This is a genomic window from Arachnia propionica (genome assembly GCF_900637725.1).
Classification (GTDB): Bacteria; Actinomycetota; Actinomycetes; order Propionibacteriales; family Propionibacteriaceae; genus Arachnia; species Arachnia propionica.
Map to the genome: position 1 here is coordinate 1,515,245 of NZ_LR134406.1, position 22,567 is coordinate 1,537,811.

The 22,567-nt window shown below is 66.4% G+C and carries 27 protein-coding genes; 20 read left to right on the forward strand and 7 right to left on the reverse strand.

The genetic code is table 11. The annotated features are described in order from the left end of the window. Nucleotide 1 precedes the first annotated feature (1 nt). The 19 genes from EL272_RS06630 to EL272_RS06720 all read left to right on the forward strand — a co-directional run bounded on the left by EL272_RS06630 (nucleotide 2) and on the right by EL272_RS06720 (nucleotide 16,448). Nucleotides 2–1,315, forward strand: a complete 1,314-nt coding sequence (locus EL272_RS06630; RefSeq protein ID WP_014846445.1) for a homoserine dehydrogenase — start codon at nucleotides 2–4, stop codon at nucleotides 1,313–1,315. Further along, a complete protein-coding gene (gene thrB / locus EL272_RS06635; RefSeq protein WP_061787028.1) occupies nucleotides 1,312–2,196 on the forward strand; it encodes a homoserine kinase in 885 nt (294 codons plus the stop codon). The genes EL272_RS06630 and thrB overlap by 4 nt, the downstream gene beginning before the upstream one ends. Nucleotides 2,197–2,582: 386 nt before the next feature. Beyond that, complete coding sequence (rho, locus tag EL272_RS06640) at nucleotides 2,583–4,265, forward strand: transcription termination factor Rho (protein ID WP_234028392.1); 1,683 nt, start codon at nucleotides 2,583–2,585, stop codon at nucleotides 4,263–4,265. Nucleotides 4,266–4,394: 129 nt separating this feature from the next. Beyond that, nucleotides 4,395–4,610: a 50S ribosomal protein L31 gene (gene rpmE, locus EL272_RS06645; RefSeq protein WP_014846447.1), complete on the forward strand. Its 216-nt coding sequence runs from the start codon at nucleotides 4,395–4,397 to the stop codon at nucleotides 4,608–4,610. Between the two features lie 19 nt (nucleotides 4,611–4,629). Then, nucleotides 4,630–5,697 (forward strand): peptide chain release factor 1, encoded by a 1,068-nt coding sequence (prfA, locus tag EL272_RS06650; protein ID WP_014846448.1) that lies wholly within the window; start codon nucleotides 4,630–4,632, stop codon nucleotides 5,695–5,697. After that, nucleotides 5,694–6,536: a peptide chain release factor N(5)-glutamine methyltransferase gene (prmC, locus tag EL272_RS06655; RefSeq protein ID WP_041696392.1), complete on the forward strand. Its 843-nt coding sequence runs from the start codon at nucleotides 5,694–5,696 to the stop codon at nucleotides 6,534–6,536. The genes prfA and prmC overlap by 4 nt, the downstream gene beginning before the upstream one ends. Beyond that, entirely contained in the window at nucleotides 6,533–7,186 is a 654-nt protein-coding gene (locus tag EL272_RS06660; protein ID WP_014846450.1) for an L-threonylcarbamoyladenylate synthase, read from the forward strand. The genes prmC and EL272_RS06660 overlap by 4 nt, the downstream gene beginning before the upstream one ends. Continuing rightward, complete coding sequence (locus tag EL272_RS06665) at nucleotides 7,186–8,298, forward strand: MraY family glycosyltransferase (RefSeq protein ID WP_014846451.1); 1,113 nt, start codon at nucleotides 7,186–7,188, stop codon at nucleotides 8,296–8,298. The genes EL272_RS06660 and EL272_RS06665 overlap by 1 nt, the downstream gene beginning before the upstream one ends. After that, nucleotides 8,291–8,731, forward strand: coding sequence for a hypothetical protein (locus tag EL272_RS06670; RefSeq protein ID WP_041696394.1), 441 nt, complete (start codon nucleotides 8,291–8,293; stop codon nucleotides 8,729–8,731). Before EL272_RS06665 ends, EL272_RS06670 begins: the two co-directional genes overlap by 8 nt. A gap of 56 nt (nucleotides 8,732–8,787) precedes the next feature. Then, a complete protein-coding gene (locus EL272_RS06675; RefSeq protein WP_073969946.1) occupies nucleotides 8,788–9,012 on the forward strand; it encodes a hypothetical protein in 225 nt (74 codons plus the stop codon). Further along, a complete protein-coding gene (gene atpB / locus EL272_RS06680) occupies nucleotides 9,009–9,812 on the forward strand; it encodes a F0F1 ATP synthase subunit A (RefSeq protein ID WP_014846453.1) in 804 nt (267 codons plus the stop codon). Before EL272_RS06675 ends, atpB begins: the two co-directional genes overlap by 4 nt. 57 nt (nucleotides 9,813–9,869) lie before the next feature. After that, nucleotides 9,870–10,094, forward strand: coding sequence for an ATP synthase F0 subunit C (gene atpE, locus EL272_RS06685; RefSeq protein WP_014846454.1), 225 nt, complete (start codon nucleotides 9,870–9,872; stop codon nucleotides 10,092–10,094). Nucleotides 10,095–10,102: 8 nt separating this feature from the next. Then, nucleotides 10,103–10,654 (forward strand): F0F1 ATP synthase subunit B, encoded by a 552-nt coding sequence (locus tag EL272_RS06690; RefSeq protein ID WP_014846455.1) that lies wholly within the window; start codon nucleotides 10,103–10,105, stop codon nucleotides 10,652–10,654. Beyond that, a complete protein-coding gene (locus EL272_RS06695) occupies nucleotides 10,651–11,442 on the forward strand; it encodes a F0F1 ATP synthase subunit delta (protein WP_014846456.1) in 792 nt (263 codons plus the stop codon). Before EL272_RS06690 ends, EL272_RS06695 begins: the two co-directional genes overlap by 4 nt. A gap of 29 nt (nucleotides 11,443–11,471) precedes the next feature. Continuing rightward, nucleotides 11,472–13,106, forward strand: coding sequence for a F0F1 ATP synthase subunit alpha (atpA, locus tag EL272_RS06700; RefSeq protein ID WP_014846457.1), 1,635 nt, complete (start codon nucleotides 11,472–11,474; stop codon nucleotides 13,104–13,106). A gap of 6 nt (nucleotides 13,107–13,112) precedes the next feature. Further along, a complete protein-coding gene (locus tag EL272_RS06705; protein WP_014846458.1) occupies nucleotides 13,113–14,027 on the forward strand; it encodes a F0F1 ATP synthase subunit gamma in 915 nt (304 codons plus the stop codon). Between the two features lie 8 nt (nucleotides 14,028–14,035). Then, entirely contained in the window at nucleotides 14,036–15,478 is a 1,443-nt protein-coding gene (atpD, locus tag EL272_RS06710; RefSeq protein WP_014846459.1) for a F0F1 ATP synthase subunit beta, read from the forward strand. Then, on the forward strand, nucleotides 15,475–15,894 hold the full coding sequence (gene atpC, locus EL272_RS06715; RefSeq protein WP_126409370.1) for an ATP synthase F1 subunit epsilon: 420 nt from the start codon (nucleotides 15,475–15,477) through the stop codon (nucleotides 15,892–15,894). The genes atpD and atpC overlap by 4 nt, the downstream gene beginning before the upstream one ends. Before the next feature lie 92 nt (nucleotides 15,895–15,986). Continuing rightward, a complete protein-coding gene (locus EL272_RS06720) occupies nucleotides 15,987–16,448 on the forward strand; it encodes a DUF2550 domain-containing protein (protein ID WP_041696396.1) in 462 nt (153 codons plus the stop codon). 7 nt (nucleotides 16,449–16,455) lie between these two features. Here the strand turns inward: EL272_RS06720 and EL272_RS06725 are convergent, their stop codons facing one another. After that, nucleotides 16,456–17,091, reverse strand: a complete 636-nt coding sequence (locus EL272_RS06725; protein WP_014846462.1) for a cob(I)yrinic acid a,c-diamide adenosyltransferase — start codon at nucleotides 17,089–17,091, stop codon at nucleotides 16,456–16,458. 27 nt (nucleotides 17,092–17,118) lie between these two features. On the opposite strand from EL272_RS06725, the gene EL272_RS06730 reads away from it, so the two are divergent. Beyond that, complete coding sequence (locus EL272_RS06730; RefSeq protein WP_189497532.1) at nucleotides 17,119–17,802, forward strand: peptidylprolyl isomerase; 684 nt, start codon at nucleotides 17,119–17,121, stop codon at nucleotides 17,800–17,802. Here EL272_RS06730 and EL272_RS06735 read toward each other — a convergent pair. The 6 genes from EL272_RS06735 to mce form a co-directional block, all read right to left on the reverse strand. After that, entirely contained in the window at nucleotides 17,789–18,577 is a 789-nt protein-coding gene (locus EL272_RS06735) for an alpha/beta fold hydrolase (RefSeq protein ID WP_014846464.1), read from the reverse strand. The two genes, EL272_RS06730 and EL272_RS06735, sit on opposite strands and share 14 nt — an antisense overlap. Continuing rightward, nucleotides 18,574–18,849, reverse strand: a complete 276-nt coding sequence (locus EL272_RS06740) for a hypothetical protein (protein WP_014846465.1) — start codon at nucleotides 18,847–18,849, stop codon at nucleotides 18,574–18,576. The genes EL272_RS06735 and EL272_RS06740 overlap by 4 nt, the downstream gene beginning before the upstream one ends. Next, nucleotides 18,849–19,550 (reverse strand): endonuclease NucS, encoded by a 702-nt coding sequence (gene nucS, locus EL272_RS06745; RefSeq protein WP_041696397.1) that lies wholly within the window; start codon nucleotides 19,548–19,550, stop codon nucleotides 18,849–18,851. The genes EL272_RS06740 and nucS overlap by 1 nt, the downstream gene beginning before the upstream one ends. Nucleotide 19,551: 1 nt before the next feature. Further along, a complete protein-coding gene (locus EL272_RS06750; protein WP_061787026.1) occupies nucleotides 19,552–20,907 on the reverse strand; it encodes an AI-2E family transporter in 1,356 nt (451 codons plus the stop codon). Then, a complete protein-coding gene (locus EL272_RS06755) occupies nucleotides 20,904–21,998 on the reverse strand; it encodes a coiled-coil domain-containing protein (RefSeq protein WP_041696399.1) in 1,095 nt (364 codons plus the stop codon). The genes EL272_RS06750 and EL272_RS06755 overlap by 4 nt, the downstream gene beginning before the upstream one ends. 103 nt (nucleotides 21,999–22,101) lie before the next feature. Further along, nucleotides 22,102–22,560 (reverse strand): methylmalonyl-CoA epimerase, encoded by a 459-nt coding sequence (gene mce, locus EL272_RS06760; protein ID WP_014846468.1) that lies wholly within the window; start codon nucleotides 22,558–22,560, stop codon nucleotides 22,102–22,104. Nucleotides 22,561–22,567 lie beyond the last annotated feature (7 nt).

Genomic DNA, 22,567 nt, shown 5'->3' on the forward strand with positions numbered 1-22,567 from the left:
CATGGCTGAGGAAACTTCGCCATTGAAGGTGGCGCTGCTCGGCGCCGGTGTGGTGGGTTCCCAAGTGGCCCGGATACTGAGCCAGGAGGCGGAATCCTTGCGTCAGCGCATCGGCCGGCCCTTGGAACTCGTCGGGATCGGGGTGCGCCGGCTTGACGTGGAACGTCCCGGAATCGATCCCGGCCTGTTCACCACGGATGTGCACGGCCTCGTCACGCGCGGCGACCTGGACCTGGTGGTCGAGGTGATCGGCGGCATCGAGCCCGCGCGGAACCTGCTAACCGAAGCCATGAATGCGGGGGCATCGGTGATCACCGCCAACAAGGCGCTGCTGGCTGAGGATCTGGCGCGGCTGAGTGCAACCGCCAAGAAGAACGGCGTCGACCTCTACTACGAGGCGGCGGTGGCGGGAGCAATCCCGATCATCCGGCCGCTCCGGGAATCCTTGGTCGGCGACGAGATCCGTGCGGTCATGGGGATCGTCAACGGCACCACCAACTACATCCTCGACCAGATGACCACCAATCATCTGAGCTTCGACGTGGCGCTGCGCCAGGCCCAGGAACTCGGTTTCGCGGAGGCCGATCCCACCGCCGACATCGAGGGCAAGGACGCGGCCGCGAAGGCCGCGATCCTGGCCGGTTTGGCCTTCCACACCGAGGTGCACAGTCCCGAGGTCTTCTGTGAGGGCATCTCCTCCGTCACGGAAGCCGACATCCAGGCGGCCGATCAGATGGGTTGCGTGGTGAAGCTGCTGGCCGTCGCCAAACTGGCCGACGACGACCGGGTCATAGTCAAGGTCCATCCCGCCATGGTCCCGAAGACCCACCCGCTGGCCTCCGTGTCCGGGGCGTACAACGCGATCTTCGTCGAGTCGGTCGAGGCCGGGCAGCTGATGTTCCTCGGCCAGGGGGCGGGTGGCGCTCCCACCGCATCCGCGGTCATGGGTGACGTGGTCACCGCGGCCCGCAACCGGGTGCGGGGAACCGCCGGTCATCTCGGGACCGGATACACCAAACGTGAGGTCGCTCCCATCGGAGACGCGACCAGCCGTTACTACATCCGTTTCCAGGTGGAGGACAAACCGGGTGTGCTGGCCAAGTGCGCCACGATCTTCGGCGCCCACCGGGTTTCCCTGCAAACCTGCCAGCAGTCCTATCTGGAAGGCCTGGGTCGCACCGACGGATTCACCGCGGAGCTGAACTTCATGACCCACGACGCGCGTGAACAGGATCTCCAGGACGTCGTAGCGGCGCTTCGGGAGGCCCCCTTCATCGGGGACTCCATCGACTACATGCGCATCGAGGGCAAGTGAGGCTCACCGTACGTGTCCCGGCGACCACCGCCAATCTGGGGCCGGGATTCGACTGCATCGGGTTGGCGGTGAACTGGTTCGACGAACTGACCCTGGAGGTTTCGGACACCGGGGGGATCAGCATCGAGGTGACCGGTGAGGGCGCCCATCAGGTGCCACGCGACGAATCCCATCTCGTGGTGGCCACGCTGCTGCACGCCCTGCGCCAGTGGGGCGTGGCCCCGCCCGGCGGGTTGGTCCTGAGGGCACACAACACGATCCCGCACTCGCGTGGGCTCGGTTCCTCCGCTGCCGCCATGGTGGCGGGCTGCGCGCTCGCGCACGGTATCGCCTTTCCCGGCAAGGAACTGGACCGGGCCGAACTGACCCGGATCTCCAGTCTTCTTGAGGGGCATCCCGACAACGCGGGCGCGGCGGTCTGGGGCGGTGCGATCCTGGCCTGGCTGGATGGGGAACGGGTGGAACTGATCCGGCTACGACCCGCGGAGGGGCTGCGGTGCCTCGCATTCGTCCCCGATCTGGAGGTCCTCACCGCGGGTGCCAGGGCGGTGCTGCCCGATGTGGTCGCCCGGAGGGACGCCGTGGCCCAGGCGATCGCGGCTGCTTCCCTGCCCTTGGCCCTTGAGCAACGCCCCGATCTGCTACTGCCCGCCACCAGGGACCGGCTGCACCAATTCCACCGTTCCGAACTGATGCCGGCATCCTGGACACTGCTTCGGAGGCTGCGGGAAGTGGGGGTGCCTGCGACAATCTCCGGGGCGGGACCGACCGTGTTCGCGGTCGGGATGGAGTACCAGCTGGCGGCGTCGGAAACCGTCGAACACGAGGGGTTCCGGCGTCACGACCTCGGGATCGGTGGGGGAGTGCAACTCCTGGACTGAGACGGCCGGGTCCAGGCGTGGCGCCGGTGTTCCGCCCCGGGGCGCGCGACTGATTGGGCAGCCGGAGGGTTCTTCCGCAGAGTTGATCCCCGCCGTCGGCGCTCCCTATCCGCGGAACCTTCCAATTCGGTGCTTTGGAAACGACCCGGGGCCCTTTGCTGTAACGCCCGGTGGGGAGAAGCCGTGGTTTCGTGTTATTATTTCCGCAGTCACCTGAACGGCGCCGGTGGCGGATTCTTTTACCACCGTGAAATGAGCGCCTTGACTACACACTTCACCGGCTGAGCATTTCCCCACGCCACCGGTTTCCTGAGCAAGGAAGGCATTCCGTGACCGAATCCGGTTCCAACTCCCTGGCAGACCTGAAGCTCCCGGAGCTCAAGAAGATGGCAGCCGGGATGGGCATCAAGGGCACCTCCGCGATGCGCAAGGGCGATCTGATCGCCGCCATCTCCGGCGGGGTCAACGTCCCGGCCAGGCCCGAGCACCCGACCCGTACCTCGCGCCCCAGGAAGACGGCCGACGCCGAGCCGCAACTTCCGGTGGAAGTGCCGGAGCGCCCAGCACCCGAGCCCTCCGAGGCGGAAAAGGCGGATCCCGGGTCTCCCGCCCAGCAATCCCAGCCGCGGGCGGAGAACGAAGGCCTAAGCCGCAACCGGCGTCGCCGTGAACGCAACAAGGAACGCGATCGCGCGGCCCAAGAGGCGACGAACGAGGAGGTCGGGGAACGGCTTGCCGCGGCACTCGGCCAGACCAGCGCCCCCAACACCGCCCCGGTCCTCGCTCCCGCCAGTGCAGGGGCGGGCCGTTTCGAGGAGGACAACGAGGGTGGCCGCCGTGGACGGCGTCGCCGCAACCGCGACCGCCAGAACCGCCGTAACCGCGGCTCCGGTGGTATGGATCGTTTCGAGAACGAACCCACGGTCTCCGAGGACGACGTGCTCGCCGCTGTTTCCGGGATAGTCGATATCCTCGACAACTACGCCTTCGTGCGCACCACCGGGTACCTTCCCGGCCCCAACGATGCCTACCTGCCGCTGGCCATGGTGCGCCGTTTCGGGTTGCGGCGGGGCGACGTGATCGTCGGCGCCATTCGCACCCCCCGGGAGGGTGAGCGCAAGGAGAAGTACAACCCGCTGGTGCGGATCGACTCCGTCAACGGAGACGATCCGGAGAAGGCCAAGCAGCGTCCCGAGTTCGCGAAACTGACCCCCCTCTACCCCCAGGAGAAGCTTCGCCTCGAGACGGTCAACACGCAGCTGACCGGCCGCGTCATCGACCTGGTGGCCCCGATCGGCAAGGGACAGCGAGGCCTGATCGTCTCCCCGCCCAAGGCCGGCAAGACGATGGTGATGCAGGCCATCGCGAACGCGATAGCCGCGAACAACCCCGAGGTCCACCTCATGGTGGTTCTCGTCGACGAGCGTCCCGAAGAGGTCACCGATTTCCAGCGCACCGTATCCGGTGAGGTGATCGCATCCACCTTCGACCGTCCCGCCGAGGATCACACCGTGGTCGCGGAACTGGCCATCGAACGCGCGAAACGCCTCGTCGAACTCGGCCATGACGTGGTGGTCCTGCTCGACGGCATCACCCGCCTGGGCAGGGCGTACAACCTGGCCGCCCCGGCCTCCGGGCGTATCCTCTCCGGTGGCGTCGACTCCGCGGCCCTCTACCCGCCCAAGAAGTTCTTCGGGGCGGCCCGCAACATCGAGAACGGCGGCTCCCTGACCATCCTGGCCACCGCCCTCATCGAGACCGGATCCCGGATGGACGAGGTCATCTTCGAGGAGTTCAAGGGCACGGGCAACATGGAGCTCAGGCTCGCCAGGCAGCTTGCCGACAAGCGGATCTTCCCCGCGATCGACGTGGACGCCTCCGGAACCCGCCGCGAGGACCTGCTGCTCGGCCGCGACGAGTTGAACATCATCTGGAAGCTGCGGCGCGCGCTCTCCGGTCTCGACGACCAGGCCGCCCTGGAGACCCTGCTGGCCAGGATGCGCAAGACGCAGAACAATCACGAGTTCCTGCTCAGCGTCCTGAAGACCACCCCGGCCCAGGACGGCTGAGCCGTCAGCGCCGGAGCTGTCGGGATCGTTTTGATTCGACGGCATCGGCTGGCACAATTGCACGCTGTGCCGGTTCACGCCCACCGATGGTGTGGCGACCCGGGAAGAACACACGTCTAGGAGAAGAACATGAAGCAGGGTATCCACCCCGATTACGTCGAGACGAAGGTTCACTGCACCTGCGGAAACACCTTCACCACCCGCAGCACCTCGAAGAAGGGGGCCCTGAACGCCGACGTGTGTTCCGAGTGTCACCCCTTCTACACCGGCAAGCAGAAGATCCTCGACACCGGTGGCCGCGTCGCCCGTTTCGAGCGCATGTACGCCAAGAACAAGAAGAAGTGAGTTCGCGGAGCCTGCGAAATTGTTTGAGAACGCGGATCCCCTGATCGCCGAATACGATCAGCTCGAGGTTCAACTGGCAGACCCCGCGACGCACGCCGACCCGGTGCTGATGCGCCGGGTCGGTCGTCGTTATGCGGCGCTGCGTCCCGTGGTCGAGGCCCTGGCCCTGTACCGCGGGTTGGCGGCCGACCGGGAGGCGGCACTCGAACTCGCGGAGCAGGATCCCGCGTTCGCGGAGGAGGCCGGGGCGCTCGGGGCGCAGCTGGAGGAGACCGCGGCGCGGCTCACCCGGCTGTTGGCCCCGAGGGATCCGAACGACGACGCCGACGCGATTCTCGAGATCAAGTCGGGGGAGGGCGGTGAGGAGTCCGCGCTGTTCGCGGCCGATCTGTTGCGCATGTACCAGCGGTACGCGGAACAGGTCGGCTGGCACCTCGAGGTGCTGGACTCCCAGGCCACTGATCTCGGCGGATTCAAGTCGGTGACGGTGGCCGTCAAGGGAACCGGCGTCGATGGGGTAGGACCTTACGGTCGGCTCAAGTTCGAGGGTGGGGTGCACCGGGTGCAACGCGTTCCCGTCACCGAGACCCAGGGTCGCATTCACACCTCCGCAGCCGGTGTGCTGGTCTCCCCGGACATCGAGCCAGAGGAATTGGAGATCAGCGAATCCGACCTCAGAATCGACGTGTTCCGCGCATCCGGGCCCGGCGGCCAGGGGGTGAACACCACCGACTCGGCGGTCAGGATCACCCATCTCCCGACGGGGGTGGTGGTGAGCTGCCAGAACGAACGTTCCCAGCTGCAGAATCGCGAACAGGCGATGCGCCTGCTGCGTTCCAGGCTGGCCGCCATCCGGGAGGCGAAGGCCGCGGAGGCGGCGTCCGCCGCCCGCAGGTCGCAGGTGCGCACGGTGGACCGTTCCGAGCGGATCCGCACCTACAACTTCCCGGAGAACCGTTTCGCCGACCACCGGATCGGTTTCAAGGCCCACAACCTGGACCTGGTCCTGGCGGGGGCCCTGGCGCCCGTGCTCGACGCGCTTGCCGAGGCCGACCTGGCCGAACGGCTTTCCGGACCAGGCCGATGAGGGCTTGGGACCTGGTGTTGGAGGTCTCGGAGCAGCTGGCGGAGGCTGGCGTCACCACTCCGGCGGCCGATGCCCGTTGGCTCGTCTGCCACGCCCTGGAATGCGACTCGGCGGCGCTGATCCTCCGGGACGCCTCACCCGGGGACCGCGACCGGGTGGCTGGTTTTGTGGCGCGGCGGAAAACCGGGGAACCGGTCCAGCACATCACGGGCCGGGCTCCGTTCCGCTACGAAACCCTCGATGTGGGACCCGGGGTGTTCATACCGCGTCCCGAAACGGAACTGCTGGTGGACGAGGTGCTCGCGCACTTGGCGGGCCTGCCCGCGGGGAGACACCGTGTGGTTGAACTGTGCGCCGGGTCGGGGGCCATAACCCGGAGCCTCGCGAGGGAACGTGGTGGCCTGGAGCTGCACGCCGTGGAGCGTTCCTCCGACGCGTGGCCCTGGCTGCTGCGGAACCTTGAGGGCCTCGGGGTGGACTGTCGCAGGGAGGACATGTCCGAGGCCTTCCACGATCTCGATGCCCGGGTGGATGTCGTGGTGGCGAACCCGCCCTATGTTCCCACCGGCCTGCGTGGCCGGCTCCCGGCGGAGGTGACCCACGACCCGGCCGAGGCGCTGTTCGGTGGTGAGGATGGGCTGGAGGCCATCCGGGTAGTCCACTCGGTGGCGCGCAGGCTCCTGGCGCCGGGAGGCCTGGTGGCCATGGAACACGACCAGTCGCACGCCGAGCAGGTCCGGGGAATCTTCTCCGACGGTTTCTCCGAGATCCGGACGGTACGCGACCTGGCAGGGTACCCCCGGCACCTCGTAGCCAGACGTGGCAGGATTGGCGGGTGAGTGAAACCGGGTCGAGGACGCTGCTCCTCGAGTTTGAAGCCGATACCGCCCTCGAGACCGCCCGGGAAGCGGTCGCGGAGGGGCAGTGTGTCGTCTTCCCAACCGACACCGTTTACGGGATCGGGTGTGCCGCATTCGACGCCAAGGCGGTAACGGGGCTGCTGGAGGCGAAGAAACGGGGAAGGGACATGCCGCCGCCGGTGCTGATAGCGGAGGCGTCGATGCTGCGTGCCCTCGCCGGTCAGGTCCCGGAGGCAGCCAGGAAACTGGTTGCACGGTTCTGGCCGGGGGCGTTGACCATCATCGTCAAGGCGCAGCGATCGCTTCCCCTTGACCTGGGGGAGACCCGGGGAACGGTTGCCGTCCGGGTTCCCGACCACGACCAGGCCCGCGCCCTGCTGCGTCGCACGGGGCCCATGGCCGTGAGTTCGGCGAACGTTTCCGGGCAGCCGGCCGCCACCACCGCCGGGGAGGCCCGCCGCATGCTGGCCGAGGCCGTCGCGGTCTATCTGGATGGCGGGAGGGCACCAGGGGGGAAGGCCTCCACGATCATCGACTTCACCGGCGACGAACACGGGCGGGTTCTCCGCCAGGGGGCGATCGATCTCGAGGAGCTCCGCGAGGTGGTGCCGGAGCTGCAGGCTGGCTGATGCGCGAATACCTTCTCGTGCTACTGGTCGCCACCGCCGCCACCTACCTGTTCGCGGCGGTGTGCCGTCAACTGGCCCTGCGCTGGAACGCGGTGGCGAAGGTGAGGGCGCGTGACGTACACACCAGCCCCAAACCCTATTTCGGCGGGCTCGCGATGTTCGGCGGACTGGTCGTCTGCCTGATACTCGCCGTGAACATGCCGTTCCTGTCGCGTTTCGCCACGGTCGGGCACGACGCCCTGGTGGTGCTCCTGGCGAGCGGTCTGATCTGCGCTGTCGGGCTGGTCGATGACGTGGTCGAGCTGAGTCCAGTCGTGAAATTCGGTGGCCAGGTGCTGGCCGCGGGGGCGGCCGTGCTGGGAGGGGTTCGCATCTACTGGATCCCCCTGCCGAACGCTGTGCTGGCCCTCGACGACGCCAGCAGCATCCTGATCACGGTCATCTTCATCGCGGTGTGCGCCAATGCCGTCAACTTCGTCGATGGGCTGGACGGGCTGGCCGCCGGGTTGGTGGCGGTCGGGGCGGGGGCGTTCTTCGCCTACTCGTACGTGCTCGCCTACGAACAGGACCTGGCCCGGGCCACGACGGCGAGCCTGCTGACCGTGGCCACCCTCGGCATCTGCCTCGGGTTCCTCGGCCACAACTTCCAGCCGGCGCACATGTTCATGGGGGATGCCGGATCCATGCTGCTGGGATTCCTGATGGCGATGAGCGCCATCTCTTTCACCGGCCAGGTGGATCCGAGCGCCCTCAGCCGGGATCACGACGACGTCCTGCCCGCTCTGCTCCCGGTGCTGCTGCCGTTCGCCACGATGGCCCTGCCCCTGAGCGACCTGATCCTGGCCTGGATCCGTCGCACAGCGCGGGGCCAGCACCCGTTCAAGGCCGACAAGCATCACCTGCACCACAGGCTGGTGGCCCGGGGACATTCGCAGCGCGGGGTCGTGTTCATCATGTGTTCCTGGGGTGCGTTGATAGCGGGTGGCCTGGTCTGCACGGTGCTCCTGAACCACCCCGCGACGTGGTGGGCCATCGGGGTTTTCTTCGTGCTGCTGGTGCTGGTCACCGTCATGCCCGTCAGGCGCGGATCCGGGGCGGCGAAACATGGCTGAACGCCGGGTCACAGGAGCCACCCGGCGGGCCCGGCAGATGATGATCGGCGGGCTCCTGACCGGACACGCGGCGGGGATCGCGGCGTGCGGCCTGGCCCTGGCGACCGGTTCCCGGGCGGCACTCATCGGGGCCGCGCTGGGATTCGCCGCGGTGGTCATCTTCTGCTCCGTGGGGCAGGCCGTCGAGGTCGTGGCCTGCGAGCTGGAACCCGTCCAAGGCCTCGGACTGGTGCTCGTGAGCTATGCGGTTCGCGTGGTGGGGGTCGGAGCCGGGATCTGGTTCGTGACGAGTCATCCGCAGCTCGGACCAGCGACGGACAGGAACTGGCTGGCGGCCGCGGTCATCGCAACGGTGCTCGCCTGGACAACGGGTGTGGTCGTGGTGGCGTCGCGGCAACGCGTACCCATTTACGACATTCACGACCAAGGCTGAAAGTGCGGCCTGGGAGGATGAAGGCAGGGGAGTTTTCCGCTAGGCTCACTCCCGACATGGGCACCAGACCAGAACCCGAGGAGAAGCCCCCTCAGCAACGGGGTACCGAGGACGGGATGGTCGTGCTCAGTTACATCCTGGCGGGTCTGCTCTTCTACGGAGGCCTGGGCTGGCTGGGTGATCATCTCTGGAAGACATCGTGGTTGCTGCCGCTGGGCCTGATCCTGGGCCTGGCCTGCAGCACATATCTGATCATCAAACGATATGGGAGCGGCACGTGAACCCTTGGCTTCTTCCGCTGGAGAGCGGTGGCGATGGCGGTTACACCCCGCCGAGCGTCAACGACTTCATCTTCGACACCCCCGTCATTCCCGGCACCCCCACCTGGATGAACAAGCCCTTCTGGCAGGCCGTCATAGCGGCTCTATTGGTGGTCCTGCTCTGGTGGCTGGCCTCGCGTCGCCTCAAGGTGCTGCCCCCCAAACGGCAGTTCCTCGCCGAGTACCTCTACGAATTCGTCCGAAATGGCATCGCCCGCGACATTCTCCACCACGACTACAGGCGTTTCCTGCCCTACCTGCTCGGCCTGTTCTCCTTCCTGCTGATCAACAACTGGTTCGGCGAGACCTTCGTGTTCATGCTCCCGACTTTCAGCAACGTCGGATTCGCCTACGGTCTGGCTTTCCTGTCCTGGTGTGTCTACGTCGGTGCGGGATTCCGCAAATTCGGCATCGGGTTTCTCAAGAAGGCGCTCATCCCGGAGGGCGTTCCGTGGTATCTCCTGTGGTTGATCATCCCGCTGGAGTTTCTCGCGACGTTCGTCACCCGCCCAGTCACGCTCGCCCTGCGTCTGTTCGCCAACATGTTCGCCGGGCACTTGGTGGTTCTGGTGTTCGTGGTCGGAGGCTCCTTCCTGTTGACCTTCCAGAACAACCTCATGTACAACGTCTCCGGTGCCGTTTCGGTGATGTTCAGTTTCGCGATCCTGTTCCTGGAGCTGTTCATCGGCGCATTGCAGGCCTACATCTTCACCGTCCTGACCGCCCAGTACGTGTCAACCTCAGTCTCAGAGGCCCACTGATTCGAAAAATCCGACTCCGTCACCAATCCCGGTGAGGAGCCATCCGAAAGGAAAACCATGCAGACCCTCCTGGAAATCAACGGTTCGCTCAACATGATCGGCTACGCGATCGCCACCATCGCCCCGGCCCTGGGCGTCGCTTGGATCTTCGCCTCCGTCATCAACGGAACCGCTCGCCAGCCCGAGGCGCGTGGTGCCATGATGAGCACCGCCTTCATCGGCTTCGCCGTCGTCGAGGCGCTCGCCATCATCGCCATTGCCCTGGCCTTCGTTCTTCAGTGAGGATTGACGTGGTTCCCGTGAATGGGGTGCTGCTCGAGTCCGGGATAGATCTCGGGCCGCTTCTGCCCCATCACCTGTCCGAGGTCGTGGTCGGCATCATCCTGATGCTGCTGGTGTTCCTCGTCATGTGGAAGGCCGTCGTCCCGGCCTTCGAGAAACTGTACGAGGAGCGTTACCAACGCATCGAGGGGGGAATCCGGCGGGCCGAGCAGGCCGAGTCCAAAGCGGAGGCGGCGCTGGCGGAGTACAACGACCAACTCAACTCCGCACGCGAGGAGGCCGCGAAGATCCGCGAGGAGGCGAAGAACACCGGGGCACAGATGCTGGCGGAAGCCCGGGAGCGGGCCAGCAAGGAGTCGGACCGCATTCTCGCCGCGGGCAGGGCCCAGCTGGAGGCCGAGCGTGCGCAGCTCCTGGCCGAGCTTCGCGCGGACATCGGTGGCCTGGCCACCACCCTCGCCGGCCGGATCGTCGGTGAGGCACTCACTGACGACGAGCGCGCCAACCGGACCATCGACCGCTTCCTGCAGGAACTGGAAACGGCAGGCACCCCCCGATGAAATCCCGCGACATCGCCCTCAGCGCCTTCGATCCGGTGGCGGATGCCATCCAGGTGGACGAAACCGCTGCCGATGAGCTGTTCGCAGTTGCCGATCTGCTCGAGGGCCAGCCTCCGCTGAGGCGTTCGCTGTCCGATCCCTCCGCGAGCGGGAGGGACCGGCAGGCGCTGGCCCGCAGACTCTTCGAGGGCCGGCTGGGGGCCGCCGCTCTTTCCGTGGTCACCGAGGTGGCCTACCGCCCCTGGCCCAGCGGGCGAACCATGATCGATGCCATCGAGCGGCAGGGTGTGCGCGGCCTGTTGCGTACCGCCAACGAGCGTGGGGAGCTGAAGCGCGTCCAGGAGGAATTGCACAGGTTCGCCCTGGTCATCGACGGTTCCCCGGAGCTCTCGGACGCGCTGCGCAACCGGGGAAGAGCTCTCGCAGATCGGCGCGCCCTGATCGCCCGGCTGCTGGCGGGCCGGGTGGCTCCCGTCACGGAGCGGCTCGCGTCGCGCGCGGCCGCTGCCCGTGCCCGCACGGTCCCGCTCACCCTCACCAGCTATCTGGCTCTGGCCGCAGACCTGGCGGGGGAGCGGATGGCGCGGGTCACCGTGGCCCGCCCCCTCGACGAGGGGCGCACCGAACGGCTTCGCAGGGCCTTGGAGGCTCAGGTTGGCGGTCCCGTCCTCCTGCAGATCACGGTGGACGAGAACGTGATCGGCGGCATGAGCGTCGATCTCGGGACGCACGTATTCGAATCAACCGTGGCCGGGCGGCTCGATGAGGCTCGCCGGCTCCTGAACTGACATCAAGCGATAAGCGAAAGTAGGACGCAATGGCTGAACTCACCATCAGTCCCGACGAGATCCGCAGCGCGCTGGACGAGTTCGTCTCGTCCTACCAGCCCGCCGCTGCCAGCATGACGGAGGTCGGCGTTGTCGTGACCTCCGGTGACGGCATCGCGCGCGTCGAGGGTCTGCCCTCGGCGATGGCGAACGAGTTGCTGCGTTTCGAGAACGGCACCATGGGCATCGCCCTCAACCTCGACGAGCGGGAGATCGGCGTGGTCGTGCTCGGCGACTCCGAGGGCATCGACGAGGGATCCACCGTGCACGGCACGGGCGAGGTGCTCTCCGTTCCCGTCGGCGACGGCTATCTGGGGCGCGTCGTCGACGCGATGGGCAATCCCATCGACGGGCTCGGTGAGATCAGGAACATCGAGGGCAGGCGCGCCCTGGAACTCCAGGCAGCCGGTGTCATGGACCGTCAGGAGGTCCGCGAACCCCTGCAGACCGGCATCAAGGCCATCGACGCGATGACCCCGATCGGCCGGGGACAGCGTCAGCTGATCATCGGCGACCGCAAGACCGGGAAGACCGCAATCGCGATCGACACGATCATCAACCAGAAATCTAACTGGGGGACCGGGGACCCGAAGCAGCAGGTCCGCTGCATCTACGTGGCCATCGGTCAGAAGGGCTCCACCGTCGCGGAGGTGCGCAGCACCCTTGAGGCGGCCGGGGCGCTGGAGTACACCACCATCGTGCACGCCCCGGCCTCCGATCCCGCGGGCTACAAGTACATCGCCCCCTACGCGGGGTCGGCCATCGGCCAGCACTGGATGTACCAGGGCAAGCACGTGCTGATCATCTTCGACGACCTGACCAAGCAGGCCGAGGCCTACCGTGCCATGTCCCTGCTGCTGCGTCGGCCCCCGGGTCGCGAGGCCTACCCGGGTGACGTTTTCTACCTGCATTCCCGCCTGCTGGAGCGTTGCGCCAAACTTTCGGACCGGTTGGGCGGGGGGTCGATGACGGGCCTGCCCATCATCGAGACCAAGGCCAACGACGTCTCGGCCTACATTCCCACCAACGTGATCTCCATCACCGATGGCCAGATCTTCCTCCAGTCGGACCTGTTCAACGCCAACCAGCGCCCGGCCATTGATGTCGGCATCTCGGTTTCCCGGGTCGGCGGTGCCGCGCAGGTCAAGGCGATGAAATCCGTGGCCGGATCCTTGAAGATCAACCTCGCCCAGTACCGCGACATGCAGGCCTTCGCCATGTTCGCCTCCGACCTGGACGCCGCGTCCCGCCAGCAGCTCGAGCGCGGTGCACGGCTCGTCGAGCTGCTGCGCCAGGGCCAGTACGCCCCCTACCCGGTGGAGGAGCAGGTCATCTCGGTGTGGGCCGGGGTCCAGGGGCACTTCGACGACGTCCCCGTGATCGACGTACTCCGTTTCGAGCAGGAGTTCCTGGATCATCTGCGGCACAACACCCAGGTGCTCCAGACGATCGCGGAGACCAAGCTGTTCGGCGACGACCTCAGAGAGGCCACGGAACAGGCCCTGGGCGAATTCAAGCAGCTGTTCCGCACTTCCGAGGGAACCCTGCTGGTCGAGGAGGAGCACACCCCGATCCCGGGCGAGGCGATCACCCAGGAGACGATCGTCCGCAAGAAGCGGGGTTGATGCCCGATGGCCAGCAGCCTGCGGGAACTCAGGCAGCGACGCAATTCCGTCGCCACCACCAAGAAGATCACCCGCGCCATGGAACTGATCGCGGCCTCCCGCATCGTGAAGGCGCAGCAGGCGGTTCGCGCCGCCATGCCGTACGCCGATGCCCTGGTGCACGCGGTCTCCGCCTTGGCCACCTACTCCCATGTCCTGGAGCATCCGCTGCTGCGTGACGTCGAGCCGCCACGCCGGTCGGCGGTGCTAGTCATCACGGGCGACCGGGGCCTGGCGGGCGCCTACTCCGCGAACGTGATCCGGGTGGCGGAGCAGCTGCGGGCGAAACTGTTGGAGGAGGGGCAGGAATGCTTGGTGTATGTGACCGGCAACAAGGGAGTCTCCTACTATGACTTCCGGCATCGCCCGGTGGAGCAGAGCTGGACGGGGTTCTCCATCGCGCCGCAGTACGCGCACGCCAAGGAGATCTCCGATGTCCTGATCGAACGGTTCCTGCTCCCCTACGAGGAGGGTGGTGTCGATCAGTTGCACGTCGTCGCGACCCGTTTCATGACGATGCTCACCCAGGAGGCGGTCACCCTGAGGCTGCTTCCCCTCGCGGTGGAGGAATCGGATGAGCCGGCGAGCGAGGGCGATGCCGTGCTGCCGCACTACGCCTTCGAGCCGACCCCCGAAGTGGTGCTGGACCAGGTGCTTCCGATGTACGTGACCAACCGGATCCATTCGATGCTGCTCCAGTCGAGCGCCTCGGAACTGGCCAGTAGGCAGCGCGCCATGAAGTCGGCGACGGACAATGCCCAGCAGCTGATCGAACGCCTGACCCGCGAGGCCAACCAGGCCCGTCAGGCGGAGATCACCCAGGAAATCTCTGAAATCGTCGGTGGCGCCGCGGCGCTCGCCGAGTCAGCCGGAAACGAGTGAGGTAAGACATGACTGCCACTGCACATTCGACCACCGCGGCAGGCATCGGCCGCGTCGCCCGGGTCATCGGCCCGGTCGTGGACGTCGAGTTCGCGGCTGACCAGATCCCCGAGATCGGCAACGCCTTGCTCGTCGAGACCGAGGTCATGGGTGAGAAACGGACCATGACGATGGAGACCGCCCTCCACGTCGGCGACAACCTGATCCGGGCCATCGCCCTGAAACCCACCGACGGTATGCGCCGCGGCGCGGAGGTCCGTGACACGGGGGCCCCGATCTCGGTTCCCGTGGGGGAGATCACCAAGGGACACGTCTGGAACGTGACGGGGGATGTGCTGAACGTCGATCCCGCGTCGATTCATGTCACGGAACGCTGGCCGATTCACCGCCCGGCCCCCGAGTTCGATGCCCTGGAGCCCCGCACCGAGATGCTGGAGACCGGCATCAAGGTCCTCGACCTGCTCACCCCGTACGTCAAGGGCGGCAAGATCGGCCTGTTCGGTGGCGCTGGGGTGGGCAAGACCGTGCTCATCCAGGAGATGATCTACCGCATCGCACACAACTTCGGCGGCACCTCCGTTTTCGCGGGTGTGGGGGAGCGGACCCGCGAGGGCAACGACCTCATCAAGGAGATGGAGGAGGCCGGTGTCCTGAAGGACACGGCCCTGGTGTTCGGCCAGATGGATGAACCCCCGGGGACCCGGCTCCGTGTCGCCCTGACGGCGCTGACCATGGCGGAGTATTTCCGTGACGTCCAGAACCAGGACGTGTTGTTGTTCATCGACAACATCTTCCGGTTCACCCAGGCCGGTTCCGAGGTCTCGACGCTGCTGGGCCGCATGCCATCGGCCGTCGGTTACCAGCCGAACCTGGCCGACGAGATGGGACAGCTCCAGGAACGGATCACATCCACCAGGGGGCATTCCATCACCTCGATGCAGGCCATCTACGTGCCCGCCGACGACTACACCGACCCGGCCCCGGCGACGACCTTCGCCCACCTGGACGCGACGACGGAACTGAGCCGCGAGATCGCCTCTCGCGGTCTGTACCCGGCCGTGGATCCGCTGAGCTCCTCGTCGCGGATCCTCGATCCGCAGTACATCGGTCAGGAACACTACGACACGGCCGTGCGCGTCAAGCAGATCCTGCAGCGCAACAAGGAACTCCAGGACATCATCGCCATTCTCGGTCTCGACGAGCTGTCCGAGGAGGACAAGATCACGGTCAACCGGGCGCGCCGGATTCAACAGTTCCTCAGCCAGAACACCTACATGGCGGAGAAGTTCACGAACATCCCGGGCTCCACCGTGCCGGTGGCGGACACCATCGAGGGTTTCTCGATGATCTGCCGTGGCGACGTCGACCACATCGCCGAGCAGGCCTTCTTCAACGTCGGTGGCATGGAGGACGTCTTCGCGAACTGGGACAAGATGCAGAAGGACCTGTGAGCGTGGAATATCAGCCGCTGAAGCTGGAGGTCGTCTCCGCGGACAAGATGGTCATGCAGTGCGATGTCGTCAACGTCATCGCCCGCACAAGCGAGGGCGACATCGGCATCCTGCCGGGACACGAGCCGCTCATGGCTGCCTTGGTGCCCTGCATGGTGGAGATCGTCGTGGCGGAGGGCCGGACGAAGATCCTCGCCATCGACGGTGGGTTGCTGGCCGTGGCCCAGGGGCACATCCGGATCCTCAGCCACGAGGTCAAACTTGCCGAGGAGATCCTCCTGCAGGAGGCCCACCTCGAGGCCCACGAACTGCGCCACCTCCGCAGCGAGGGCGAGGCCACGGATGAGCAGGTGCACCGCCTGCACATCCTGAATGCCCAGATCCGGGCGGGGGAGAGGTACCAGGCCAGTCACTGACGGGGGGATTTAACGGCAGGCCGGGACAATTCGCACATCTCCTGCGAGTGTCCCGGCTCGTCATGCACAGGTGTTGACGCTATGTTTTGTGCATGGGGCTGACAGTGATCGCGACAATCGTGGCGGTCACCTGTGTGTGTATCCTCCCTTTTGTTCTTCTCTACGCACGCCGCCGATGGCTCACCCGCCAAGGCGGCCTTTTTGACTGCGCCCACAGGATGCGCGACGGCGGGCCCGGCGTCGGCTGGGTGCTTGGCTTTGCCCGCTACCGCGGGGACCGGCTCGACTGGTATCGCGCCTTTTCGCTGGCTTTGCGGCCGAGTCGTTCCTTTTCCCGGGCGGGAACCAGTTGGCAGCGGCGCCGCGTCGCCACCGCCCTGGAGGAGGTCGTCCTGTTCGACAACTCGTGGATCGTCACGATCAAGGACCGTTTCACCGGGCACGAACACAATTTGGCCATGGACCTGGAAAACGTGCTGGGGCTGATGGCCTGGCTGGAATCGGCCCCGCCCGGGAGCCACTACCTGCCGGGCAGCGCCGACTCACCCCTGTGAACGGTTCTCATTTCTTCGTGCGGCTGCGGCGCTTCTCGGGGGGCTGGCGATCCGTGCCCGGAACCCACAGGACATCCCCCTCCGGGCCCGCCGCGGTCCGGCACATGTTGAACAGCAGATCGCTCAGCCGGTTCAGGTAGGTGATCGCCAGTAGATTCACCCCACCCTCGCCGCGTTCCGCCGAAGGCTCGGTGCCGTGGACCTGAGCGGCCCGCCACGCCACCCGCTCGGCGCGTCGGCACACCGTGCGCGCGACGTGCAACTGGGCCGCGGCGGGGCTGCCGCCGGGCAGGATGAACGAACGCAGAGACGGCAGTTCGGCGCCGAGCTCGTCGCACCATTCCTCCAGCCGGTCGATGGAGGACTGCTCGACACGGAGCGGCGGATACTGGGGGCTGGGGTGCAGGGGGGTGCTGAGGTCCGCGCCGACGTCGAAGAGTTCGTTGCGGATCAAGGCGAGCATCTCCACCACCCGCTCCGGCAGTCCGCCGTGGGCGACCGCCAGAGCCAGGTTCGAGTTGGTCTCGTCGATCGCTCCGTAGGCCTCGACCCGCAGATCGGTCTTCGGCACCTCTGCGTTGTCCGAGAGGCGGGTGTTTCCTGCGTCACCGGTGCGGGTGTATATGCGTGTCAGATTCACCATGAAGCAACTTTATCTACAATGGCTGGGATGTCATTCAAGGCTTTTGTTCCCTTGGTCGTTTCCGCTCTTGCCTTCACGGGGTGCAGTGACGCGAATCAGTCGAACCCGGTGGATGAGACCGGGCGGGCGGTCAGTTGCTCCTACCCGCCGGGCGGGGAACCGGCCAAACCCGTGGACCCGCCGGGCGGCGAGGATGTCCTGAATGCGGGGGAGACCAAGGTGACCCTTCACCTGACGGCGGGTGACGTGGAGATCACGATGGACCGCTCGGCCACCCCGTGCACCATCAATTCCTTCATGTCCCTGGCGCAACAGGGCTGGTTCGACGAAACCAGGTGCCACCGGCTCACCGATTACGGCATCTTCGTGCTCCAGTGCGGAGACCCGACCGGAACCGGGAAGGGCGGACCCGGCTACACGATTCCCGACGAGCTGAGCCCCCGCACCACCGGGCTGGAGAAGGAGGGAAGCGTCGCCACCTACCCCAAGGGAACCGTAGCGATGGCGAACACCGGCAGGCCCAACACCGCCGGGTCGCAGTTCTTCATTGTCTGGGAGGACAGCCAGCTCAGCCCCGACTACGCCGTTTTCGGCACCGTCGATGAGGGTGGGCTGGCCGTCGTGCAGGGAATTGCGGCACAGGGGGTCGACGAAACCGACGGGACGAGCCCCATAGCGGAGGCGGTCATCAGCTCGGTCACGCTGAGCTGACGGTGGCGGGCGAGGTCAGGAACTCGGTGCAGATGGACGTGAAGGCCTCCGGTTCATCGGCGTGCACCCAGTGGCCCGCGCGTTTCAGGGTTATCGTGACGACCCGGGGGAACAACCGACGCATCGGCTCGGCGTGCTCCGGTAGTACGTAGGGGGATTGCCCCCCCGCCACCCACCAGACGGGACCGTCGTAGACCGCGTCCATCCTCGGCCAGCCGCCGATGATCCGGAGGGAATCACCAAGCAGATCCAGGTTGGCCTTCCACGCCCAGTCCCCGCCGAGTCGGCGCAGGTTCTGCAGGAGGAAACCACGGACCTGCGGGTCGGGGATCGCATCGGCGAGCCGCCGGCTGGCCTCGGTTCGGCTGGCCAGGTGTTCCAGATCCAGGCTGCGCATGGCCGCCACCAGCGGCGCGAATCCAGTGGGACCATCGCTTGGGACGGGAGAAATGTCCGCCACCAGGAGGCGATCGACCAGACCTGGATGGGCGAGGGCCAACCGCATCGCCAGCTTCCCTCCCAGCGAATGCCCCACCAGGGCGACGGGGCCCTCGAAGTTCTCCCGCAGCCAACGGGCTATGTGTTCGGACTGGCCGTCCAGGGTGAAACCGACCGTCCAGGACGAGGCTCCGTGATTTGGCAGGTCGAGCAGGTGACAGGTCGCTACCCCGGCCAGGGAGGTCGCGATCCGGGTGAAGTTCTTTCCCTGACCGAACAGGCCGTGCAGGAACACCACCTGCGCTGGGCCCGAACCTACGGTGACTCCGTGGATCATCGGTTCAGCCTCCAGCAGTGCGAATGCCAGTGGCGGCGCTGCTCCAACCCGGATTCGAAACCGAACCCGGGCTCCTCGGGCCACGCAACCAGATGGGCCATTCCGACGGGGATCGGACTGTTGCATCCCGGGCAGGTGTACGGCTTCAGGGCACGATCCCCGGGCACTTCCCGCACGAGAAAGGAACCCGCCGAGGTGACCCGCCTCGAGACGTGGCGTGACGTGTCGAGGGGGCGCGGGGGACGCAGGTGTTTCGAGGGCCGTCGCGCCATCAGAACAGCCGATCCTCGGAATTGTCCATCCCCCGCAGCGCGTCGTAGTCCAGCAGCTGGCACGCAATGCCCCGGTCCGCAGCGAGGGTGGCTGCCTGCGGTTTGATCTGCTGGGCGGCGAAGATTCCCTTCACGGGGGCCAGCTGAGGGTCGCGATTCATCAGTTCCAGGTACCGGGTCAGCTGCTCCACACCGTCGATCTCGCCCCGCCGTTTCACCTCCACCGCGAAGTGCATCCCGTCCGCGTCGCGCAGCAACAGGTCGACCGGGCCGATCGGGGTGTAGAACTCCCGCTTGACCACCTGCCATCCTTCCCCGAAGGTGGCGGGATGTTCGGCGAGCAGGGCCTGCAGGTGCGCCTCGACCCCGTCCTTCTGGAGTCCCGGATCAACTCCGAAACCGTGATCCACGTCCAGGAACACCTCGCCCAGGGCGATCCGGAGGGTGTCACCGGACCGGGAACGAACCAACCACAGGGAACTCGCTCCGACCTTCTGGGCTGCTTCATCGGCCTCGGTGACGGTGAGGGTGCAGGGGGCGCTCATCCAGTTCAGGGGTTTGTACGCGCGGTCGTCCGCGTGCACGGAGACGGAACCATCGGCCTTCAACATGATCAGTCGTTTGGCCATGGGAAGATGGGCGGTCAACCTACCCGTGTAGTCGACTTGGCACTGGGCAATGACGAGGCGCACGGGACAAATCCTAACTGGCGTCCAAGTGGGGCTGGACCACCTCGCGGTAGAGCAGCAGCAGGGCGGCCGTCGTCGGGATGGCTATCAGGGCGCCGATCACCCCCAGCAGAATGCCGCCGATCAGGGCGGACAACACGACGAGCGCCCCAGGTACCTTCACCGTACGTTTCATGACCGTTGGGTAGAGGATGTAGGCGTCGAACTGCTGGTAGATCAGGAAGTAGATGATGGTGGCTATGCCGGTGGTCGGGGAGGTGGCGAAACCGACCAGCGCGACCGCGAGCATGGCCAGTGAGGAGCCCACCAGGGGAATGAAACAAAACAGGGCGACGATGAACGACAACGCCAGCGAGTACGCGCCGAGCCCGATGATGTTCATGAATATGAAGCTGCATCCCGAGGCCACCGTGACGATCATGAACATCCCGGTGATGTATCCGGAGACGCCGCGGAAGATCTCGTCCGCCAGGTAGCGGGAGCGGGCACGCCGACTGGCCGGGGCCAGTTTGTAGATGGCCTCCTTGATCGCTGGCAGCGAGGCCAGGAAGTAGATGGTGAGCACCAGCGTCATGATCACGGAGAAGATGAGGTTGGCCACCAACACGCCGGCACCCCAGATACCGCCGAACAGGTTTTGCACCAACCCACCCGAGGCGAGATACCGCTGGGCCGTCTCGAGCAGGTTGTACTGGGCATCCCAGCGGGCCACCTGCTCATTGGTCGCCAGCATCGCTATCCAGTAGGGCACCCTGAAGGCGAGGGACTGCACCTGGTTCGTCATCAACGGAACCAGTGCGGTGACACCCAACACGATGATCCCCAGCAGGGTGACCGTCACGAAGAACACCGCCAGTGCGCGGGGCACCCGGCGTCTGGTGAAGAACTCGACGGCGGGGCTGAGGCCCAGGGCCAGGAACAGGGAGAGCACCACCAGGATGAGGATGTTCTGCACCTGCGCCACGGCGACCATGAGGCTGATCGCGACGAGCACCCCGAGGGCGCCGAAGAACCCGATGGAGAACGGGGAGTGGTTCAGCAGTTTCGTCTCGTTCTGCACGACCACCGGAGGCACGGGGAGCACCGGTTCCTCGGGAGTGGGGGTCAGGAGTTGTTTCGCTCCCTTGCGGGCGTTGCCGAAAAGGCCCCCGAAGAACTGCCCGAATCCGCCCGGCAGCATCTTGCCCCTGAACACCCCGGACCTTCTCCTCCGTCTTGAATCCGCGGTGGGGCGGGCCGGTTCGGGGGCCGGGCGCTCGGTGGGCTGCGTCTCCGGGGAGGACGACTCCTCCGCGACGGTCTCGGGAACGTTCCCCGTGTCCTCGGGGGCCGGGAGGTCGTCCTTCGCCCCGGGGTCAGGGGCCGTCACTTCGCCTGCTTGCGTTCCCGTGGCTGCGGGGCCGTCACCTCGCCGCCGCTGATGATCTCGGTGAGTTCCATGTTGGGAACGGCCTCCTCGGCCATGGCGCGCAGGTTCTGCATGGAGGCGACGATCGAGGTTCGGCGTGCCATCAGGGCGGCCACCTCACGTTCGAGCTGTTCCTTGCGCCAGGCCACCTGTTCCTCCAGCTGCTCCTGTTTCTGGCGCACCTCCTCGCGCATCGCCGACAGCGTCGCCTCGGCCTCGCGGGTGGCGGTGGTGCGGATCTGTTCGGCTTCCTCCACCGCGGACTCGCGGATCTTGATGGCCTCTGCGCGGGCCTCCTCGATCTGCTTGGTGGCGGCCTCTGAACGAGACCTCGCCTCGGCGAGCTGGGCGCTGACGTTCTCCTCGGTCCTCCTGACCGTCTCCGCCTGCTTCGACAGGGCCGCGGCGGTGGATTTCTCCGTGGCCAGGCGTGCGGCGGTGGCGTCCCGCTCCGCCTCCTGGCGCGTCCGGGCGGCATCGATCCGGGCGGCCTCCAGCTGAGCGTTGATGCGCTGCGAGGTTTCCTCCAGCAACGATTTCGACTGGGCCTCCGCGTCGGCGCGGACCAGGTTCGCATCGCGCCGAGCGGCCTCCAGCACAGCCTGCCCGGCCTCGGCCTGCTCCTGACGGAGTTTGCGGAGACTGGCCAGTCCGGAAAGGCGCACGTCGTCGGCCTCCTGCTGGGCGGCCTCCCTCGCCGCCGCCGCGGCCAAGCGGGCCTCTTGCCGGAGCCGGTCGGATTCGGCCTCCGCCAGGCGCACCAGCTCGGCCGCCTGCGCTTCCGCGGCCTCCAGCAGGCCACGGGCGTGGGCGCCCAGCTTGGCGAAATCCGTGGTCCCGACCTGCGCCCGCACGAAGCTCGTCTCCCGACGTTGCTCCCGCAGCTGCACCTTCATCTCGAGCAGTCGCTGCTCCAGATCCTGGATGTAGGAATCCACCGCCTGTTTGTCATAGCCGAGCATGGCGTGGGGGAATCCCCCGACGGCGCTGGCCTTGTCCTCGAAGAGGTTGAGGCCGGTCTCCTCCTCGATCTCAGTACGAACATCGGTCATTGTTGTCTCCTGGCTTGGCACGGGTCGGTACTGAGCCTACCCCGGAGTAGGCGTGGAAGCGCCGGCGGACGCGAGGGCATCCGCCGGCGCTACCGTAAAGATCTCAGTGAGAAGCATTCTTGGCGGGTTCCACCAGCTCCAGGAGGACGCCGCCGGCATCCTTCGGGTGGACGAAGTTGATGCGGGAATCGGCGGTTCCCCGCTTGGCCTCCGGGAACAGCAGCCTGAGGCCGCGCTCACGCAGGACGGCACTCACGTGATCCAGGTCGTGCACGCGGTAGGCGAGCTGCTGGATGCCGGGGCCGCCGTTGCGGTCCAGCCATTTCGCGATGGTGGAGTTCTCGTTGAGGGGGGCCAGGAGCTGGATCTTGGCGTTCTCCTCGCCCTGGGTCCCGGTGCCGATCATGGCCTCCGCAACGCCCTGCTCCTCGTTGACCTCGCGGTGCAGCTCGCGCCACCCGAAGACCTCGGAATGGAACTTGATGGCCTCGTCGAGGTCGCGAACGGCCAGACCGACGTGATCGATGCAGATGAAAAGGTCTTGGTTCTCCATACCGGCCATTCTTTCA

Bases quoted from the DNA above. Each gene is read 5' to 3' on its own strand.
- EL272_RS06630 (WP_014846445.1), top strand. From the start codon at position 2: ATGGCTGAGGAAACTTCGCCATTGAAGGTGGCGCTGCTCGGCGCCGGT.
- rho (WP_234028392.1), top strand. From the start codon at position 2,583: ATGGCAGCCGGGATGGGCATCAAGGGCACCTCCGCGATGCGCAAGGGC.
- rpmE (WP_014846447.1), top strand. From the start codon at position 4,395: ATGAAGCAGGGTATCCACCCCGATTACGTCGAGACGAAGGTTCACTGC.
- prmC (WP_041696392.1), top strand. From the start codon at position 5,694: ATGAGGGCTTGGGACCTGGTGTTGGAGGTCTCGGAGCAGCTGGCGGAG.
- EL272_RS06665 (WP_014846451.1), top strand. From the start codon at position 7,186: ATGCGCGAATACCTTCTCGTGCTACTGGTCGCCACCGCCGCCACCTAC.
- EL272_RS06670 (WP_041696394.1), top strand. From the start codon at position 8,291: ATGGCTGAACGCCGGGTCACAGGAGCCACCCGGCGGGCCCGGCAGATG.
- EL272_RS06675 (WP_073969946.1), top strand. From the start codon at position 8,788: ATGGGCACCAGACCAGAACCCGAGGAGAAGCCCCCTCAGCAACGGGGT.
- atpE (WP_014846454.1), top strand. From the start codon at position 9,870: ATGCAGACCCTCCTGGAAATCAACGGTTCGCTCAACATGATCGGCTAC.
- EL272_RS06695 (WP_014846456.1), top strand. From the start codon at position 10,651: ATGAAATCCCGCGACATCGCCCTCAGCGCCTTCGATCCGGTGGCGGAT.
- atpA (WP_014846457.1), top strand. From the start codon at position 11,472: ATGGCTGAACTCACCATCAGTCCCGACGAGATCCGCAGCGCGCTGGAC.
- EL272_RS06705 (WP_014846458.1), top strand. From the start codon at position 13,113: ATGGCCAGCAGCCTGCGGGAACTCAGGCAGCGACGCAATTCCGTCGCC.
- atpD (WP_014846459.1), top strand. From the start codon at position 14,036: ATGACTGCCACTGCACATTCGACCACCGCGGCAGGCATCGGCCGCGTC.
- EL272_RS06720 (WP_041696396.1), top strand. From the start codon at position 15,987: ATGGGGCTGACAGTGATCGCGACAATCGTGGCGGTCACCTGTGTGTGT.
- EL272_RS06725 (WP_014846462.1), bottom strand. From the start codon at position 17,091: ATGGTGAATCTGACACGCATATACACCCGCACCGGTGACGCAGGAAAC.
- EL272_RS06730 (WP_189497532.1), top strand. From the start codon at position 17,119: ATGTCATTCAAGGCTTTTGTTCCCTTGGTCGTTTCCGCTCTTGCCTTC.
- EL272_RS06735 (WP_014846464.1), bottom strand. From the start codon at position 18,577: ATGATCCACGGAGTCACCGTAGGTTCGGGCCCAGCGCAGGTGGTGTTC.
- EL272_RS06740 (WP_014846465.1), bottom strand. From the start codon at position 18,849: ATGGCGCGACGGCCCTCGAAACACCTGCGTCCCCCGCGCCCCCTCGAC.
- EL272_RS06755 (WP_041696399.1), bottom strand. From the start codon at position 21,998: ATGACCGATGTTCGTACTGAGATCGAGGAGGAGACCGGCCTCAACCTC.
- mce (WP_014846468.1), bottom strand. From the start codon at position 22,560: ATGGCCGGTATGGAGAACCAAGACCTTTTCATCTGCATCGATCACGTC.